This window comes from Nitrospira sp., from assembly GCA_015709715.1.
Lineage (GTDB): Bacteria > Nitrospirota > Nitrospiria > Nitrospirales > Nitrospiraceae > Nitrospira_A.
This window is the reverse complement of record CP054184.1, coordinates 2,359,986-2,377,303: the sequence shown is the minus strand read 5'-3', so window position 1 is coordinate 2,377,303 and position 17,318 is coordinate 2,359,986. Positions and strand designations below refer to the sequence as shown.

The 17,318-nt window shown below is 61.9% G+C and carries 19 protein-coding genes and 1 pseudogene; 10 read left to right on the top strand and 10 right to left on the bottom strand.

The annotated features are described in order from the left end of the window. Positions 1-67 precede the first annotated feature (67 nt). The 8 genes from HRU82_11430 (at position 68) to HRU82_11395 (ending at position 9,528) form a co-directional block, all read left to right on the top strand. Positions 68-646, top strand: a complete 579-nt coding sequence (locus tag HRU82_11430) for a D-sedoheptulose 7-phosphate isomerase (GenBank protein QOJ35513.1) — start codon at positions 68-70, stop codon at positions 644-646. After that, positions 630-1,628, top strand: a complete 999-nt coding sequence (locus HRU82_11425) for a hypothetical protein (GenBank protein ID QOJ35512.1) — start codon at positions 630-632, stop codon at positions 1,626-1,628. Before HRU82_11430 ends, HRU82_11425 begins: the two co-directional genes overlap by 17 nt. Before the next feature lie 51 nt (positions 1,629-1,679). Next, positions 1,680-2,264 (top strand): SprT-like domain-containing protein, encoded by a 585-nt coding sequence (locus tag HRU82_11420; protein ID QOJ35511.1) that lies wholly within the window; start codon positions 1,680-1,682, stop codon positions 2,262-2,264. Positions 2,265-2,271: 7 nt separating this feature from the next. After that, the gene (locus HRU82_11415) at positions 2,272-3,516 is read left to right on the top strand and encodes a DNA polymerase IV (GenBank protein ID QOJ35510.1); all 1,245 of its coding nucleotides are present in this window, start codon (positions 2,272-2,274) and stop codon (positions 3,514-3,516) included. Positions 3,517-3,537: 21 nt separating this feature from the next. Beyond that, positions 3,538-4,020, top strand: coding sequence for a D-glycero-beta-D-manno-heptose 1-phosphate adenylyltransferase (rfaE2, locus tag HRU82_11410; protein QOJ35509.1), 483 nt, complete (start codon positions 3,538-3,540; stop codon positions 4,018-4,020). A gap of 7 nt (positions 4,021-4,027) precedes the next feature. After that, positions 4,028-7,501, top strand: coding sequence for a transcription-repair coupling factor (gene mfd, locus HRU82_11405; GenBank protein ID QOJ35508.1), 3,474 nt, complete (start codon positions 4,028-4,030; stop codon positions 7,499-7,501). A 30-nt stretch (positions 7,502-7,531) separates the two neighbouring features. Continuing rightward, positions 7,532-8,428, top strand: coding sequence for a peptidylprolyl isomerase (locus HRU82_11400; GenBank protein QOJ35507.1), 897 nt, complete (start codon positions 7,532-7,534; stop codon positions 8,426-8,428). 104 nt (positions 8,429-8,532) lie between these two features. Continuing rightward, entirely contained in the window at positions 8,533-9,528 is a 996-nt protein-coding gene (locus HRU82_11395) for a peptidyl-prolyl cis-trans isomerase (protein ID QOJ35506.1), read from the top strand. On the opposite strand, the gene HRU82_11390 is transcribed toward HRU82_11395, so the two are convergent. Beyond that, positions 9,518-10,120 carry a YihA family ribosome biogenesis GTP-binding protein gene (locus HRU82_11390; GenBank protein ID QOJ35505.1) on the bottom strand — a complete coding sequence of 201 codons (603 nt, stop codon included), beginning with the start codon at positions 10,118-10,120 and terminating at the stop codon, positions 9,518-9,520. The two genes, HRU82_11395 and HRU82_11390, sit on opposite strands and share 11 nt — an antisense overlap. A gap of 93 nt (positions 10,121-10,213) precedes the next feature. Here HRU82_11390 and mtgA point away from each other — a divergent pair, with 93 nt between their 5' ends. After that, positions 10,214-10,999: a monofunctional biosynthetic peptidoglycan transglycosylase gene (gene mtgA, locus HRU82_11385; GenBank protein ID QOJ35504.1), complete on the top strand. Its 786-nt coding sequence runs from the start codon at positions 10,214-10,216 to the stop codon at positions 10,997-10,999. A 33-nt stretch (positions 11,000-11,032) separates the two neighbouring features. Here the strand turns inward: mtgA and HRU82_11380 are convergent, their stop codons facing one another. The 9 genes and pseudogenes from HRU82_11380 to HRU82_11340 form a co-directional block, all read right to left on the bottom strand. Continuing rightward, positions 11,033-11,467: a VOC family protein gene (locus tag HRU82_11380; GenBank protein ID QOJ35503.1), complete on the bottom strand. Its 435-nt coding sequence runs from the start codon at positions 11,465-11,467 to the stop codon at positions 11,033-11,035. A gap of 40 nt (positions 11,468-11,507) precedes the next feature. Continuing rightward, on the bottom strand, positions 11,508-12,392 hold the full coding sequence (locus HRU82_11375; GenBank protein ID QOJ35502.1) for an isoaspartyl peptidase/L-asparaginase: 885 nt from the start codon (positions 12,390-12,392) through the stop codon (positions 11,508-11,510). Positions 12,393-12,442: 50 nt separating this feature from the next. Next, positions 12,443-13,009: a hypothetical protein gene (locus HRU82_11370; protein QOJ35501.1), complete on the bottom strand. Its 567-nt coding sequence runs from the start codon at positions 13,007-13,009 to the stop codon at positions 12,443-12,445. A gap of 128 nt (positions 13,010-13,137) precedes the next feature. After that, complete coding sequence (locus tag HRU82_11365; protein ID QOJ35500.1) at positions 13,138-13,587, bottom strand: D-tyrosyl-tRNA(Tyr) deacylase; 450 nt, start codon at positions 13,585-13,587, stop codon at positions 13,138-13,140. Between the two features lie 16 nt (positions 13,588-13,603). Continuing rightward, the gene (locus tag HRU82_11360) at positions 13,604-13,972 is read right to left on the bottom strand and encodes a methylated-DNA--[protein]-cysteine S-methyltransferase (GenBank protein ID QOJ35499.1); all 369 of its coding nucleotides are present in this window, start codon (positions 13,970-13,972) and stop codon (positions 13,604-13,606) included. 141 nt (positions 13,973-14,113) lie between these two features. Then, a complete protein-coding gene (gene murJ, locus HRU82_11355) occupies positions 14,114-15,742 on the bottom strand; it encodes a murein biosynthesis integral membrane protein MurJ (protein ID QOJ35498.1) in 1,629 nt (542 codons plus the stop codon). Between the two features lie 72 nt (positions 15,743-15,814). Continuing rightward, a complete protein-coding gene (locus tag HRU82_11350; GenBank protein QOJ35497.1) occupies positions 15,815-16,063 on the bottom strand; it encodes a hypothetical protein in 249 nt (82 codons plus the stop codon). A 30-nt stretch (positions 16,064-16,093) separates the two neighbouring features. Beyond that, positions 16,094-16,306, bottom strand: a pseudogene (locus tag HRU82_11345) (LemA family protein). Between the two features lie 32 nt (positions 16,307-16,338). Further along, positions 16,339-16,851, bottom strand: a complete 513-nt coding sequence (locus HRU82_11340) for a PilZ domain-containing protein (protein ID QOJ35496.1) — start codon at positions 16,849-16,851, stop codon at positions 16,339-16,341. Positions 16,852-17,123: 272 nt separating this feature from the next. On the opposite strand from HRU82_11340, the gene HRU82_11335 reads away from it, so the two are divergent. Next, entirely contained in the window at positions 17,124-17,303 is a 180-nt protein-coding gene (locus HRU82_11335) for a hypothetical protein (GenBank protein ID QOJ35495.1), read from the top strand. Positions 17,304-17,318 lie beyond the last annotated feature (15 nt).

Genomic DNA, 17,318 nt, shown 5'->3' with positions numbered 1-17,318 from the left:
CTTTTCCTCTTTCGCCCGGGCTTTCTTAAGTTTGACAGAGATTTCTACCTTCCCTACAATCCGCGCCATGCAAGATTTCGCCATCAAGGCTTTTGACGAGAGCGCTGAGGTCAAACGGCGTTTCGTACGCGACCATGCCGAGAAAATCGCGCAGGTTGCGCAGCTGATGGGTCGAGCGTTTCGCGAGGGGCGAAAGGTGCTGCTCTTCGGCAACGGCGGCAGCGCGACCGATGCGGCTCACATCGCCGCCGAGTTCGTCGGTCGCTACAAGTGCGAGCGCGCCCCCCTGCCGGCCATCGCCCTCGCCACGGACATCGCCGCCATCACCTGCATCGCCAACGACTACGGCTTCGAGGCACTGTTCGCCCGCCAGGTCCGCGCCCATGGGCAGAAGGGCGACATCGCCATCGCTATCAGCACGAGCGGCAACTCGGCCAACGTGGTGAACGGGGTGGTGGCAGCCAAGGACCTCGGCCTGACGACCATCGCCTGGACCGGTGGCACAGGCGGCAAACTGGCAGGCCTCGTCGATGTCGCCTTCGTCGTGCCCTCCACCTCGACCGCCCGCATACAGGAAAGCCATATCACCTTGGGTCACGTCCTGTGCGAACTCATTGAGGATCAGGTCCTTGCCGATCACCCGTAAACGCACCAGCCGATCCGCCGAGCCGCCTGCGCTGATCCCGCCGATCGATGCCTCGCGCCTGAAGACCTATCCGCTTCAACGCCGTCACAGCAAGGTCCAAGTGTCGAACTTCGCCAAGGTCTGGAAGCGCGGCGGCTCCTTCTCGCGGTTTCTCGACTCGCTTCCGGATATCCTCGCGGTCAAGACCCTGCGCGAAGTGGCCCGAGCCATCGCCAAGGCCCATCGCGGAGGCCGCCCGGTCATCGTCGGGATGGGCGCGCACGTGGTGAAGGTGGGATTGGGCCCGCTGCTCGTCGACCTGATGAAACGCGGGATCGTCACCGCCCTTGCCATGAACGGCGCCGTGATCATCCATGACTTCGAGCTAGCCTTCATGGGCCACACCTCCGAGGAGGTGGACGCCGAAATCGACTCCGGCCGGTTCGGAATGGCGGAGGAAACCGGCCGCCTGCTCAACGAAGCCATCACCCTGGGCATGAAGGAAGGGTGGGGCCTGGGCGAGTCGCTCGGGCGCTACATTCAACGGCACAAGCAGCAGTTCCCTAACCGCGCCACCAGCCTGCTGGCCACGGGCATCCGGCTGGGGGTTCCGGTGACCGTGCATGTGGCGGTCGGCACCGACATCATCCACATGCATCCGTCAGCCGACGGCGCGGCGATCGGCGCGGGCTCGTTATTGGATTTTCGGCGCTTGGCCGCGGTCGTCGCGGAGATGGAGGGTGGCGTCTACCTGAATCTTGGGTCGGCCGTCATTTTGCCGGAAGTGTTCCTCAAGGCCGTCTCGCTCGGACGGAATCTCGGCCATTCCCTGACCGACATCACGACGGTGAACATGGACTTCCTCACGCACTATCGCCCCATGACCAACGTCGTCCGCCGCCCCACCCAGAAAGGCGGCAAGGGGTATGCCTTGACGGGGCACCACGAAATCATGGTGCCGCTGTTGGCCGCCGCCGTCATCGAGGAACTCTCAGGCCGCTGATCGAACGCACCCGGCTGGCCGGCCCATCCTACGACGTCGGGAAGAGATCGCATGTCGTCTTCCGAACCATCCTTGCAGAGCCTCTGGCAAGAACTGAATCTCCGCTTTTTCCGCAGCTGCCTGCCGCCGATTCGCATCGAATGGAGTAGCCGGCTCACTGCTTCCGCCGGCCTGTTCGTCTGCCGGGTCGGCCCTCGTCAACCACCCAGGCCCGAACGGGACGACTGCAGCCGCCGCCGGATCCGACTCTCGTCGGTCCTCCTCCGCCGCGACGAGTCGGAGTGGGAGCAAGAGACCCGCTCCACGCTCGCGCACGAAATGATCCACCAGTGGCAGTACGATATTCTCAAACGACGCCCCAACCACGGCCTAGACTTTCGCCGGATGATGGCACGGATGAATCAAGAAGGCTTGGGAATCACGGTCTATCACTCCTTGGGACGCGAGGTGGCCGCTTTGGCGAAATACGCCTGGCGTTGCCAGACCTGCGGCGACCTTTACCGGCGGCAACGTCGCAGCATCCATCCGCGTCGGCACCGCTGCGGAGCCTGTCGCGGCCCCTTGCGCGAAGTCTCACCCGTACAAGAAGACCAGACGGAGAGCTTGCAGCTGGCCTTACCGTTTCACGCACGCTAGAAGCCTCATGACCGACCGATGGCCTCGTCAGATTCTGTTCGGCGATATCGACGCCATGTTTGCCTCCGCCGCCGTGCTGGCCGATCCCTCATTGGCTGGAAAACCGGTCGCGGTTGGTGGCCCGCCGCCGCGCGGCATCATTGCCGCAGCCAGCTATGCACTCCGGCGCTTCGGCGTTCGGTCAGCCATGCCGACCATTCAAGCCTTGCGCCTCTGTCCCCACCTCATCCTGGTGCCGCCGGACCGCCCCCTGTACCGTCGCCTTCACCGTCGCCTTCAGGAGGTGACCGATCGGTTTTTTCCTGCCACCGAATGGACCAGCATCGACGAGTTTTACGCCGAGACCACCACTTTGCAGACGCGCCATCCCGATCCCACGGCGTTGGGAGTCGCGCTCAAGGCCGCCATTCGTGAAGCGACCGGACTGACCTGCACAATCGCCCTGGCCACCGGCAAGACGGTCGCGAAGATCGCCGCCGACGCGCACAAGCCGGACGGGCTCGCGGTGATCACGCCCGGCTCTGAAGCCGCCTTTCTCGGGCCGCTTCCCCTTCGATCCCTGCCGGGGATCGGGCCCAAATCGGCAGAATCGGTCGAGCGTCTCGGCCTACGGATCATCGCCGATCTGCTGGAACCCCGGTTTGCGCCGCTGCTCACCCATCTGCTCGGTACGCGCCTGGCACCGCTCCGAGCGTTGGCCGGCGGACAGGATACCGAACCGGTCGTGGCGGGTCGCGAGAGCAAGAGCGTCAGCTACGAAACGACCTTCGAGGAAGACACCGATGACCCCGCCCTGTTGGAGCCCGTCGTCCATGGCTTTCTCGAGCAGTTGGCGCACGACCTGCGGCTTGAAGGGCTGGCCGCCGGCTCCTTCACGGTCAAACTGAAGGACGCCCACTTCCATATCACGACGCGCCAACGTCGGTTCCCCACCGCGCTGAACTACGACCCAGCCATGTGGCCCGACATTCGCCGGGCGTTGAACGGATTGATGCAGCCGCGGATGCGGTACCGGCTGGTCGGGCTGGGTCTTTCCGATCTGGTGCCGGCCCCTGAACCGCTCTTCGACCGACGACAACGTGATGCGGTGGCCGCGCTCGATCAACTGATCGAGCGGCATGGCAGCCACGTGGTCCGGCTCGGAGGCCTTCCTCAGGGTAAGGAGGGCGCGCCCACGCGACGGGGTGGCGTAACACGAAGACCAGGGAGAGGGCGAGGCATTGATTCGCACGACGACCTCCCCCTAAGATGAGGCCTTTCAATCGACACGAGCATGCAAACGAAGATTACTTCTCGCGATCAACTCACCGCCCTTGTGGCAGATCGTCACCGTCAGGGTCACCGCGTCGTCTTCACGAATGGCTGCTTCGACCTAATGCACATCGGCCATGTCCGCTACCTGCAAGCCGCCCGCAACCTGGGAGACCTGCTGGTAGTCGGTGTGAATTCAGACGAGTCGGTCCGCAGCCTGAACAAGGGCCAGAACCGCCCGATCGTCCCGGAGGCCCAACGGGCAGAAGTCCTGGCGGCCCTGGCCTGCGTGGACTCTGTGGTGATTTTTTCTGAACCAGACCCGGGGGCGTTGATCGCGGCCATTCAACCGGATGTGCTGGTGAAAGGCGGAGACTGGCCGCTCGATCGCATCGTAGGACGGGAGATCGTCGAGGCCCGCGGCGGACGCGTCCAGACCATCCCCCTCGTGCCCGGCGTATCGACGACCATGTTAGTGCAACGGATTCGCGCCACCACAGCCTAAGGAACCCGTGCCCCCTCCCATTCCCGCCCATCTCAGTCAGTGGCTCATGCCTGCGCTCGAAGCCCTCCGCGCAGGAGAGGGTAAACCCTGTCTCACCGGACTGCATGGCTCGACGGCCGGGTTCAGCCTGGCCCTCCTGACCCATCGGCTGCCCGCGCATCCGTTCCCCGATCGCAGCTGGTTGATCGTAGCCAAAAGCGATGAGGAGGCGGAACGGTTGCATGCCGACACCCTGTTCTTCCGCACGCTCCTCGGTCAGTCCGGCGACGACTTGGCCTGTTTCCCCAAATGGGAGACCCTGCCCTATGAGTCGACGGCGCCGCACATCGACCTGGTGGCTCGGCGCATGCGCACGCTCCATCGCCTCAGCACGACGCCGCGCACCGTGCTGTTCACGTCGGTTCCCGCCCTGACGCAACGGGTGCTTCCCGCCCTGGTCCTGCACGACGCAATCCTCCAATTCCAACCGAACGGGACCATCGAGCGCGAGACGCTCGTCTCCAGCCTCTTGCGATTGGGGTACCAGAAGAGTTCGGTGGTGGAAATCCCCGGCGAGTTCAGCATCCGCGGAGGCATCGTCGACATCTATTCCACGGCCTATCCCGACCCGCTGCGAGTCGAATTTCTCGGTGACACGATCGAATCGCTGCGCCTGTTCGACCCTTCGACGCAACAGTCGACCGACAAAATCAAACAGGCGCTGGTCCTGCCGGCGCGCGAATTGATTCGCCCCGAGGATGCGCCCGACGCACTCGCCCCCCTGACCGCCGACGCCGAATGGCATGCCCCGGCCGTCTACGGAGCCATGGATAGCGTGCTCGATTATTTTCCCCAGCCGCCCCTGCTCGTGCTGGATCAACCAGCCACGCTCAAGGCCCAAAGCGAGACCTGTTGGAAGGCCGCCGAGGAGGGCTATCTCCGTCATGAAGACCGGTCCGATCCGAATCCCTACCCCACTCCCGACCGGCTCTATCTCACGTGGGATCAGATCCTCGCGGACACGCAACGCTGTGCCTGCCTAGCCCTTGAACCGGTAACGCCGCCCGATGCGAGTTGGGCGCCCGTGTTGTCCTGCCCTGCGCAAACCCCGGCCAGCGTCGGGCTCGGACTGCGAGGGACCGCCTTCAGCCAGACGCTCGACGTGCTCGATCGATTGCGCGAGAACGGGCCGGTGGCGCTGGTCGCGCGCAGCCAGGGACAGGTCGGCCGCTTGTTGGCCCTGTTCCGCGAACACGACCGACCAGCCGTGGAATGGACCCCCTCGGCCCTCTCCGCGGGCGGCGCCCAAAAGGCACCCTTTGCCGTACTGAACGGCGATGTCTCGGCCGGCTTTCTCTCCGCCGACCTCTGCCTCGTCGTCCTCACCGAGGAGGAACTCTTCGCCAAGGGCGCGCGACACAAGCCCCCGCCGAAGAGCAAGGCCGCGACGTTCCTGTCGTCGCTGGAGGACCTGAACGTGGGCGACTTCGTCGTCCATGTGCAATACGGCATCGCCCGGTACCAGGGGTTGCGGCGCTTGTCGGTCCAGGAGTTCGACAGCGACTACCTGGTCCTGGAATTCGCCGGAACGGACAAACTGTACGTCCCGTTGGATCGCCTCCATCAGGTGCAACGGTATGCGGGGGCAGAGTCGCACGTGCCGCGGTTGGATCGCCTGGGCGGCACGAGTTGGGCCAAAACGACGGCGCGGGTCAAGAAAGACATCGAGGAAATGGCGCATGAGCTCGTCGAACTGTATGCGAACCGAGAACTGGTCCAGCGCACGTCATACGCCCAGGATAGCCTGCTCTACCACGAATTCGAAGCCGCGTTCGAGTATGAGGAAACCCCGGACCAGCGCCGTGCGATCCAAGACATCATCAACGATATGGCCTCTACGAAACCGATGGATCGGCTCGTCTGCGGCGATGTGGGCTACGGGAAAACCGAGGTCGCCATGCGCGCCGCCTTCAAGGCCATCGAGGAAAACCGGCAGGTCGCGGTCTTGGTTCCGACCACCCTGCTGGCGCATCAGCATTATGAAAACTTCACCGAACGGTTCGCGCCCTTTCCGACCCGGATCGCGCTCCTGTCGCGGTTTCGATCCCCCAAGGACACCAAGGCCGCTCTCAAGGATGTGGCGGCGGGCGTCATCGACATCGTGATCGGCACCCATCGGCTGCTGCAGAAGGACGTCCAATTCCGCAACCTGGGCCTCGTGATCATCGACGAGGAACAATGGTTCGGCGTGAAGCACAAGGAGCGGTTGAAGCAGCTGCGCACCCAGGTCGACGTCTTGACCCTGACGGCGACACCGATCCCGCGGACCCTGCAGATGACGATGGCAAGTGTGCGGGACCTATCGGTGATGGAGACGCCTCCGTCGGGGCGATTGGCGATCCGCACGCAGGTGCTCCGCTTCAACGATAAGGCCATCCGCGAAGCGATCCTCCGCGAATTGGGACGAGGCGGCCAGACGTACTTCGTCCATAACCGCGTGGAGACCATGGAGCGCATGGGGGCCTGGCTTCAAGAGCTGGTCCCTGAGGCCCGCATTGTGATGGCTCACGGCCAAATGGACTCCAAGCCGCTCGAAGCGGTCATGTTGAAATTTTTTCACAAGGAAGCTGACATTCTGCTGGCCTCGGCCATCATACAATCGGGCCTCGACGTACCGAACGCCAACACGATCATCGTCAACCGCGCCGATGCCTTCGGACTGGCTCAGCTGTACCAGCTCCGAGGACGGGTGGGACGCAGCGGCGAGCAGGCCTATGCGTATTTCCTCGTGCCGGACGAAGGGACCCTTTCCGAAGATGCCCAGAAGCGCCTGACGGCTATCCAGCAATTTACCGAGCTGGGCTCCGGCTTCCGCATCGCGGCCGCCGACCTGGAAATTCGGGGTGCAGGGAACCTGCTCGGAAAACAGCAGTCGGGACACATCGCCGCGGTGGGATTGGACCTCTATCTCCAGATGGTCGAACAGGCCGTCCAACGGTTGCGCGGCCAGGTGGTGGAGGAAGAACCGGATCCGACGCTACGGCTCAACGTGTCCGCCTTCATCCCCGAAGACTATGTAGCGGACACTCATCATCGCTTGTCGCTCTACAAGCGGCTCTCGTCGTGCAATCAGCTCGGAGACTTGGCGTTGATGCACGGCGAAATCGAAGACCGGTACGGCCATCCGCCCGATCCGGTGGAACGCCTTTTCGAACTGATGCAGATCCGGCTGCTGGCCAAGAAGCTGCGACTGAGTTCGGTCGTCGAGCAGACCCACGCCGTGGTGATCACGTTCGATGTGAAGGCTCGGGTCCCCGAATCGGCGGTGCAGACGTTGATGGACCGCTACAAGAAACGGCTTCGCTTTCTCTCGCCCGTGTCTTTCGATCTCCAGATGCCGCATGAAGACTGGAGTTTGGTGTTTCCTGAATTGAACGCAATCTTGCAAACCCTCAACGTCTGTGATACCAACAAACAGAGCCGCGAGTCCGGCTTACCCTGACCTTCGCAGAGGATGCTCCACTCCACCCGCATGACGCCATCGCCCGCTCGACAGACCGCAGGCCAGACCGTCCGCCTCAGCATCGCCGCTTTCGGCCTCTGCGCATGCGCCTGGTTGACCGGTTGCGCGGAACCGCCCCAGGAAGAACCCGTCGTGGCGATGATCAACGGCCGTGCCATCACGCAGTCCGAGTTCGACATGCGGTGGGGCGAACTCTCGCAAGCCACCCGGGCTCGGTACGACAAGGAAGGCGGAAAGAGGCGATTCCTGGACGAGCTGATCATGCGCGAACTGCTGATGCAAGAGGCCCGAAAACAAGGTTTGGATCAGTCGGACGACATCCGTGAAAAGACGTTGCGGTATCGGGAACAGCTGATCCTAGACGAGTTGCTCAAAGACCGCATCAAGACCAAGGTCGAGGTCACCAAAGACGAATTGGACCAGTACCTGGAAAAACATGCCAACCAGCTGCTGGCCAATCCCAAAGTGCAGGTCTCGGTCATGCTGCTCCCGAACATTTATGCTGCCAAGGATTTGAAACGGCAGGTGGAGGGCGGTGGCAACTTCTCGCGCTTCGCGCAGCGGTATTCGATCGATGAACGCAGCCGCGGCAAAGGCGGAGAGCTGGGCCCCTATCGCAGAGGATTGCTCGAACCTGAGTTGGACGCGCTCGTTCCGACCCTCCATCCAGGCGCCATCAGCGATCCCATCAAGACGGAGAAGGGCTACTACCTCATGAAGGTGAGCCCGTTGGAGCCCGAGATACTCCAAGCCGACCAGGCCACCCGAGAACGGCTTCGACAAGAACTGCTCGCCGAGAAACGCCGGAAGCGGTTGGATGATATCTTCGCGGAGCTCCGCTCCGGGGCCACGATCCGCCTCGCCGACGCCGCCCGGTATGTGACCGACGGCGCAGGCCACCCGTAAGGCGTTCTCCCGGCTCCCCCTCGACTGCACATCGCAGCCTGCCTCTTTTTCACCACCGGCATGCTCCCTTTCCGACCCGTCGATTGTGTACAATCCAAATTTCTATGAACGAGGGGACCTCTTCCTTGACCACTGCCTTCACCAGCCTGAATCGGCCCGGCCGGCTGCGAGCCCGAGCGGTCGGTCGATACGGTTGGTGGCTCTGCCTGTTGTGCCTCTGCGCCTCGCCCGTCAGCGCGGCCAAGCTTGAGGATCGCATCGTGGCGGTCGTCAATTCCGACCTGATCATGCTCTCGGAATTGAAGCGGGACTTATTCCCCGACCAGGAGCGGCTTCGCAAACTGTACCAGGGCGAAGAATTGGAGCGACGCATCAAGACCGCCGAAGCCATGGCGGTGACCAAACTCATCGAGCGAAAGCTCCAGCTCCAAGCCGCCCAGAAAAAGGGCTTGGATGTATCCGATCAAGAGGTGGTCCAGGCCGTAGAGGAAATGAAAAAGCAAGGCGAGAAGATCGACAGCACCGACCCCAATACTGCCCGGAGCGTGCGCGAACAGTTGACATTGATGCGGGTGGTCGATCGGGAAGTCCGCGGCGTGATCATGGTGGCGGATTCCGAAATGAAACGGTATTACCAGGAACACCGCGACCGGTTCGCCTACCCCGAGGAATATCAGCTGAGCCAAATTCTGATCAAGCCGCGCGGCCAGGAAGACCGCGCCATTGCCCAAGGTCGCGCAGAGGCCTTGCTGGCCACGCTGAAACAAGGTGAGTCCTTCGAGGAACTGGCGTTGCGCTTTTCCGACGGGCCCGATGCGTCTCGTGGTGGACGCTTGGGGTTAGTCCGGCAAGGTGAGCTGATTCCGGTTTTGGAACAGGCCCTGACCGCGCTTCAGATCGGAGACATCACGGACATCGTCGAAACGCCGGAAGGGCTGCATATCGTCCGCATCGACGACAAGAAACCTCGGCAGTTCCGCCCTTACGAGCAGGTCAAGACCGAAATCCAATCCCTGGTCTTCCAACAAAAGACCGAAGACCAGTATCAGATCTGGATGGCGGATTTGAAGAACAAGGCCTACATCGAGATCAAGTTCTGAGCTGCGCGCGAATCTCGCCCCAGAGCGCGTCTCGGCCTTCATGCGTCTCGGCCGAATACAGTATGACCGGCACGTCCGGACTCAGCTCACAAGCGGCCTTCACGGCCGTGACCGCCGCGTCGCGTTCGCTTCGCTTCAGTTTGTCCGCCTTCGTCAACACGACGATGAGACCGCATCCCAGGGATTGGACCCAGCGGACCGTCATGACGTCCTGCGGCGTCCACACCCGCGACTCGATCAACAGAATCACCGCGCCCAGCGTCTGACGCTCGGCAAGGTACTGTTCGATCAACGGCCCCCATTGCGCCCGTGTGCTTTTCGACACCTTGGCATACCCATAACCGGGAAGATCGACCAGCGTCAGAGTCGAGAGGGCGGGATCGCTGGTGCGGACGGCAAAGAAATTCACCGCCCGCGTTTTGCCGGGAGTCTTGCTGACCTTGGCCAGCTTGCGCCGGTGCAAGAGCGAATTGATGAGTGAGGACTTGCCGACGTTGGATCTGCCCGCGAAAGCGATCTCGGGTAGCCGCTCGGCAGGAAACTGTGCTGGAGCCCCGCAACTTTTGATAAACTCGGCGCCGAGTAGCTTCATGTCGTCATTCGTTCCCGCCGCAATGAAGGCGGGCGCTCACATTCCGCCTCGTCTCGATGGGTGGACGAGATACCTCTAGATAGAGCGACGGGAATGGGCAAGTCAACAGGCAGTCGGTTCGGACGCGTGCTCCTCTGGTTCACGGTGCTCGTCGCTCTCCCGGCGGGAGCGGTGGGGGCTTATTGGCTGGCGACGCTGCCGGACGTGGCTGCGCTCGCCCAACGCCATCCCACCGAAACGGCGCTCATGGAGGCCCGACGAGCGCAGGCCAAGGAACAGGGCCGTTCCCTGCGCATTCAGTATATGTGGATGCCGCTATCACGCATCGCTCCCTCGCTTCAACGGGCCGTGGTCGCGGCGGAGGATGCGTCGTTCTTCGCCCATGAAGGGTTCGACTGGGAGGGCATCAAAGATGCGGCCCTCTACAACCTGGAAGTGGGCGAGTTTAAACGCGGCGGCAGCACCATCACCCAGCAACTAGCCAAGAACCTCTATCTGTCCTCGGAACGGTCGCTGCTCCGGAAGGCTCGTGAAGCCTTGATCACACGCGCGCTGGAGCACCGTTTGACCAAAGAACGCATCCTGGAGCTCTACCTGAACGTCGCCGAGTGGGGACAAGGCGTATTCGGAGCTGAAGCAGCGGCCCGGCACCATTTCGGCAAACCAGCCAAGGAGCTCACCGTCGAGGAAGCCGCCCTGCTGGCGGCGATTCTTCCCTCACCTCGCCGGTACGATCCCATTCGTCATACCGCCTACTTGAATCGACGGCAGCATCACATCATCCGCTGGTTGGAACGGAGAAGCGGAAGACGCCCCCACGCCATTTCCAACGGGCGCCGCAGCGCAGAATCAGAAGAGCTGTCTCTGACCCAGGACTGAACGCCTTGGACGCGGACCACGCGTCGGACGTCCCTAGTGGGAGTCGGCGTCTCCGACCGCGGCGATGGCTCGTTCGCCGAAGATGGCCGATGCAAAGCGGTAATGTTTGAACTCGAGCAGGTTATGAGAGGGATCTTCCAGAAAGAAGGTGCGATGTTCGACCGCCGTTCCCGCGAATCGTGTCCTCGGTTGCTGGTAAAACGAGAGCCCCAGGCTCCTGGCACGATCGACCATTGCCTGCCACTCCTCCTCCTCGGTGAGCACGAGTCCAAAATGTCGCGGATAGATCCCTTGCTGCGGCGTCTTCGGGAGGGGGGCGAGATGCGCCACCAGTTGATGGCCGGCGAGCCCGAACGTGACGGCCGTGGACGATTCCCGACCCAGCACGCAGCCCAAGCCGTCGACGTAAAACCGCTTCGCCGCGGTCAGATCATGCACCGGAAACGCCAGATGAAAAAGAGCTGCCATGGGCTGATACCTCGCCTCACTGTATCAGCCTCTCGCGCGCCTAGGCAAACCGGTCACGAACCGTGGGCCGGCCGTCTCCGCCGACAAACCCGGCGGCCATATGCGGCGTGCTGTGCCTGATCGCGAACCGACCGTCCGGACAGAGCACGAGGACGCCTGCGGCGCCCCGTACCCGCTGCACCACCTTTTTCAACACACGGTTCGCCGCGAACAGGGGCCCGGCTCCCTGCTCCAGAAGATCGACGATCTCTTTGGCCACTGCGACGCGCATGATGCTTTCGCCCAACCCCGTCATTGAAACGGCCCCACCCTCGTTATCCGCGTAGACGCCGCAGCCGATCAACGGGGTATCGCCGACCCGGCCCGGCAACATGACATCCACGCCGCCAGTCGAGGCACCGGCGGCAACGGTGCCATTCAGGTCGAGCGCGACGGCGCCGACCGTTTCCTTGCCCAGACTGCGGGCTTGGATACGCCCAGCCCGAGACAGCGCTTGATGCAGACGGAGCAGGCGACCCGGCGCCCGACTCGAAGGTGAGGCTCCCTGTCTCGCCTGCCTTCCGGCCTTCTTCCCTGGCGCTCGCTCCAGGCCGCAATATCGAGCAAACCGCGTGGCCGGCGGCCCCACCAGGAAGACGTGAGAGGTTTTCTCCATCACCAGTCGAGCCGCCGTAATGGGATGGACGAGGGCCTCGACGGAAGCCACGGCTCCGGCGCGCAGCCGATCGCCCTCCATGATGGAAGCATCCATCCGCTGTACCCCGTCGAGCTGCTGATTGGAGCCCAATCCGGCATTGAAGAGTCCGGACGCTTCGAACCTGCGAATCACCGCCTCCACGACCGACAACGCCGGAGCCCCGGCCACGAGCAACTGTCGCCCCTCAATCAAGGCCGACTCGATGCAAGCGGCTTGGGTGAGCGTCATGGCGCGTCGACCCGCACCACCATGGACCAGGAGAATCGGGCGGGATTGTCTCAATTGAGCAGCAGCGTCTTCATGTGACGGTAGGCGGGATCTTGCATACGATCCAAATCGCTACGGACGAACCCCAGGCCGGTCACGCACAGTTCAAAATTTTCCGAGAGCTTTCGAAAGAGCGGGGAATCCTGCTCAGGATCATACCCCCCATACTCCGCCACCAGTCCATAGGAACGCTTGCCCGTCTTGACGTAATCCACCAGAAAATCTTTGTGGTAGACCAGGCCGGCAGTTTTCAAGCGGCGCAGGTATTCGGGGAACAACCCGGTCATGAACAACGTATAGTCGCCGATGTGGCGATGGACCTCACGTTCGCGATCGAAGGACTGGGCCTCCAGGAGCACCTCCGATTCAAACAGCATGTCGACGACGGAGTCTGCCGCACGGCCCTGTCGGTTACGGATTTGGTAGAGTTGATCGGTGTGGGTGAATTCGACGAGGAGATTGGACACGTACTCGGTGACATTGAGATCCGGCCACCCGAGATGTTCGGTGAAGCTCTTTTCGGTCAGCGCCCCGAACAGTTGACGGAGTGGATGGCTGCGCGAAACAGGACTTCCCATCACGACCTCCCGGGCAATCCCTGCCCTTTGACGCCAGTATAACAGAAGAGGTTGCGTCGCTCGAACCCTGCGCCCGCGTTTCTTTGTCGGCACCGTCGCTCGAAACTTGAGCCGCTTGTCCGACATCGTTATGGCTCCCGTCGACTGCCCAGGATGAAGGTCACCGGTCCATCGTTGGTCAATGTGACCTGCATATGCGCGCCGAACACCCCGGTTTCGACCGGCAGACCAGCGGCTTTCCAGCGGCTGATCGCTTGTTCATACCACCTCCGCGCGTCATCCGGCGGGGCGGCACGGTCAAACCCCGGTCGGCGTCCCTTCGCCGTCTCGCTCAGCAAGGTAAATTGTGAGATCACCAGCAGAGCGCCCCCAACATCCATCACTGCGCGATTCATTTTGCCCGTGCCATCTGCGAAGATGCGGAGCGTTCGGATTTTGTCGACGACATATAGGAGGTCCGGTTCGGCGTCGCCCTGGGCCACCCCCAGCAGGACGACCAATCCGGCCGCGATCCTACCGACGACCTGTCCTTCCACCTCCACGGAGGCCTGCGACACCCGCTGGATGACCGCTCTCATCGTCGATCCGTCCCGCCTATCGTACCCTCCGGAGCTGCGCAAGCGTGCCTTCCAATGCCAGCAACCGCCGCTTCAACGTCAGGCCGCAGGAGAAACCGCCCAGCGAGCCGTCGTGGGCAATGATCCGGTGACAGGGCACGACCACTGGTACGGGATTCGCGCCGAGCGCCATCCCCACCGCCCTGGCATATTGTTTTCCTCCTACTCGAAGTGCCACCCATTGATAGGATCGAACACGTCCGTAGGGGATCCGCTGGATGGCGGTCCACACTTTCCGCTGAAACGACGTCCCCCCTGACAAGTCCAAGGGCAATGAAAATTCCCGCATCGTACCCGCAAAGTACGCGAGAAGTTGTGCCCGTGCATCACCCAGCAGCTTCGTCACGGCTGCGTCCTCGCCACATGCCGCGGCGAATACCTCCTTGCGAGGTACAGTCGGCGATAGATCGATAGCGGTCACCCCTTTTGAGGAAGCCGCAACCGTCACCCAACCCCAGGACGACTGAAATATGATGGCGCGCATCGCTCAATTCCCTCCCGCTCGACGAGTCAGCCGACCAAATTTGCGTTTGACCATGCCCAAGACGACGTCCAACTCCTCCGAGCCCATCCAGATATGCAGCCCCAAGTACCCGAACACGCTCGCGCCGATCCCTCCGGCCAACACCGCGGTCTTGGCCACCCACGCCCCCGGCGCGGACCACACGGCAGACTCCGCAACCCACAGACAGATTGCCACGAGCGGAACGGAGGCCGCCAGGACTCGCAGCGCCGAGCGACCGATCGTCGCCCAATCCACCGACCCCAGACGCCGATGCAACACGGCCACCAGGATACTGCCGTTCAGCATGGAGGCCAATGCCGTGGCGAGGGCCAAGCCCGCCGCCTGCAACCACGTCATCAACCACACTGAGAGGAGAATGTTGGCCACCACAGCAATGCCCGCAGTCACCGCCGGTGTTTTCGTGTCCTGCAAAGAATAAAACGCGGAGACGATGATGCGTACGCCGGCAAAGGCCCAGAGTCCCGCAGCGTAACAGAGCACCGCTGTCGCTGTGGCTTGCGTGTCGCCCGATGTGAACGAGCCATGTTCGAAAAACAGATGCACGATGGGTTGTCGCAGGAGGATGAGCCCCAGCATGGCCGGGAGAATGATAAAGAAAATCATCCGCAGACCGAAGCCGAGCGTCGCGCGCAACTCATCCAACGCACCACGGGCGGCTTGCGCCGAAAGGGTCGGCAGAATCGCGGTGGCAAGGGCGACGCCGAAGATGCCGAGCGGAAATTGGATCAGCCGCATACCGTAGAACAGATAGGTCGGTCCTCCGGCAAAAAACGAGGCCAGGATTGTACTGACCGTAATATTGATCTGGGTGACGGACAGTCCCAGCAGCGAAGGAATCATCAGCCGACCGATGCGTTTGACGCCGGGATGACCGGGGTTGAACCTGAAACCGAACAACATGCCTCGCCCCCGCAAGCCGGGAAGTTGCATGAGGAACTGTGCGGCACCGCCGGCGACGATCCCGATCGCGACGCCGACGATCGGCTCGGCCAACAGGGGTGAGAGAACCAGCGCACAGGCGATGGTGCAGATGTTGAAGAAGACCGGCGAGAAGGCCGGGGCCGCAAAGGCCCGGAGGGAGTTGAGAATTCCCATCGCCAGCGCCGCCAGACTGACGAACAGCAAGTAGGGAAACATGACGCGCGTCAAGAGCGAGGTGAGGGCCAGCTTGTCGGGGCTGGCATGGAACCCTGGCGCCAAGAGCCAGACGATGGCCGGGGCCGCAGCAATCCCCAGCATCGTTACGGCGGTCACGATGGTCAACAACGTGGTGAAGGTCGCGCTGGCCAACTCCCAGGCATCCCGCTTGGTCTTGAGCGTCTGGTATTCGGTGAAGACCGGAATGAATGCGGCCGACATAGACCCTTCCGCGAACAGTTCGCGCAAGAGGTTGGGAATACGGTAGGCGACGAAGAAGGCATCGGCCGCAGGGGTCGCGCCGAACAACCGTGCGAGCACCATGTCCCGCACAAAGCCGAGAATACGGCTGGAAAAGGTGGCCACGCCGATGAGACCGGCCGCCTTGACCACGGAATGGTTTTCGTTCGGAGTCTGGCGAGATGTTTCGGCAGAAGCGGTGGGCTCGGACATTGGGAGGGATTGTAGCGAAACCGCGCGGAAGCGTCCATCGCCGGTTAAGGAAATGGCATCAGATATCCTGGATCACCTCGTTCGGATTGTCACCTTCAACGACAGGACAGACACGGGTGAGGGGACCTCGCGCTCGAGCAACGAGACCATGAGCAGCAAGCCCGTTCCACGCCGAGTTCGACCGATCCCATAATGGGCGAAGGCGCGTTCCGCCCTCAACGCCACCTTCTGATGCATGCGTTCGCGAGAGGCGAGGAGACGGATCGTGGCCGGCCATGTGCCGACGAAGGCAGCGGCTTGTCCTCGACCCAACAGCCACATCGGCGCTCCTTTCCTGTCAATAAGTCCCAGTTAGAACTTCACGGTCGGAGGAGTGGCCACGGCCTCCTCATCCGCCACCGTGAAGTTGGACTTCTCCTCCAGGTGCAGGAGAAATTTGGCCGTGAGATTTGTGGGAAAGTAACGAACCATCTTGTTGAATTCGGCCACCTTGTCGATATACCGCTTGCGCGCGACGGCGACGCGGTTTTCGGTGCCTTCCAGCTGACTCTGAAGGTCGCGGAAGGGTTCGCTGATTCCGGCCGGAAGACTCAGCGTCAGTCTTTGACTGCAGCCGCGTGACTACTCCCCAAAGACTCGGTCTTGGCCTGCACGAAGGCGAGGAGCCGTTGATTTTCTTGAGCGGCCCGGAGAAATTTGAAGGCGATCCCCCGCGAGCTCACGGACCGGACCATGGCCGCCACCTCCAGAGGTGGTTGATCCTTGTCCAGCGCAATCTGGAGATAGAAGATATCGTCCACATGCACCGCCGCTTGGCTCTCGATGATGCACCCACCCATCGAAATGTCCAACACCACGCCTTCACCCCGAACTTTTCCGCCGGAAAACGACAGAAAAAGATGCACCGGAATGCGGAGATGCTCCCGCCTGTCCATGATCCGCCCCCCCGCTCCGCGGCCCCATCGAGGAGCGGGGAAGCGATAGGTACAGGACTGACAATGGAAGGGCACGAAACAGGCGAGCGACTGTAAGCGCTCAAGGAGCGTTCGGCAGCGGGAACGCAACACATTGGCTTGTCCGCATTGCGGGCAGATCAGCGGTTTACCCATAGCGTTCAACCGTTATCGGATCATCGGATATCTGTCAAGAAAGTCAGTGGTTGATGTTGGCCGCGCACGATTCGCATCTTCTCCCTTAGACAGACCTGCGCCACAGGCCTGCTGATTTGTCCAATCGTCGAGTCTCAAGTCATTCATATTCCTCACCATTGAGGATTAAATTGTTTTAACATCTCGCTAACTCCTCTCTAATCTCCCGCTGTTACCTTTCCTCTCGTGGGTACGTCCCCCCGAGGGAATACAAACTGAAGGAGGTAGAAGCCATGACATGCGGACGATGCAAAGGATTTATGGTCGATGAATGGCGCCCCGATTTTTCTCCGGAAACGTTTGTATGGCGATGTATCAACTGTGGATCAATCGTCGATCCTCTGATCGAACAAAATCGGCGCACACGAATGGCTGAGCAGTTGTTGTTGGAACCGGTGGAGGCGTTACAGTGAGGAGACCTCAAGAGT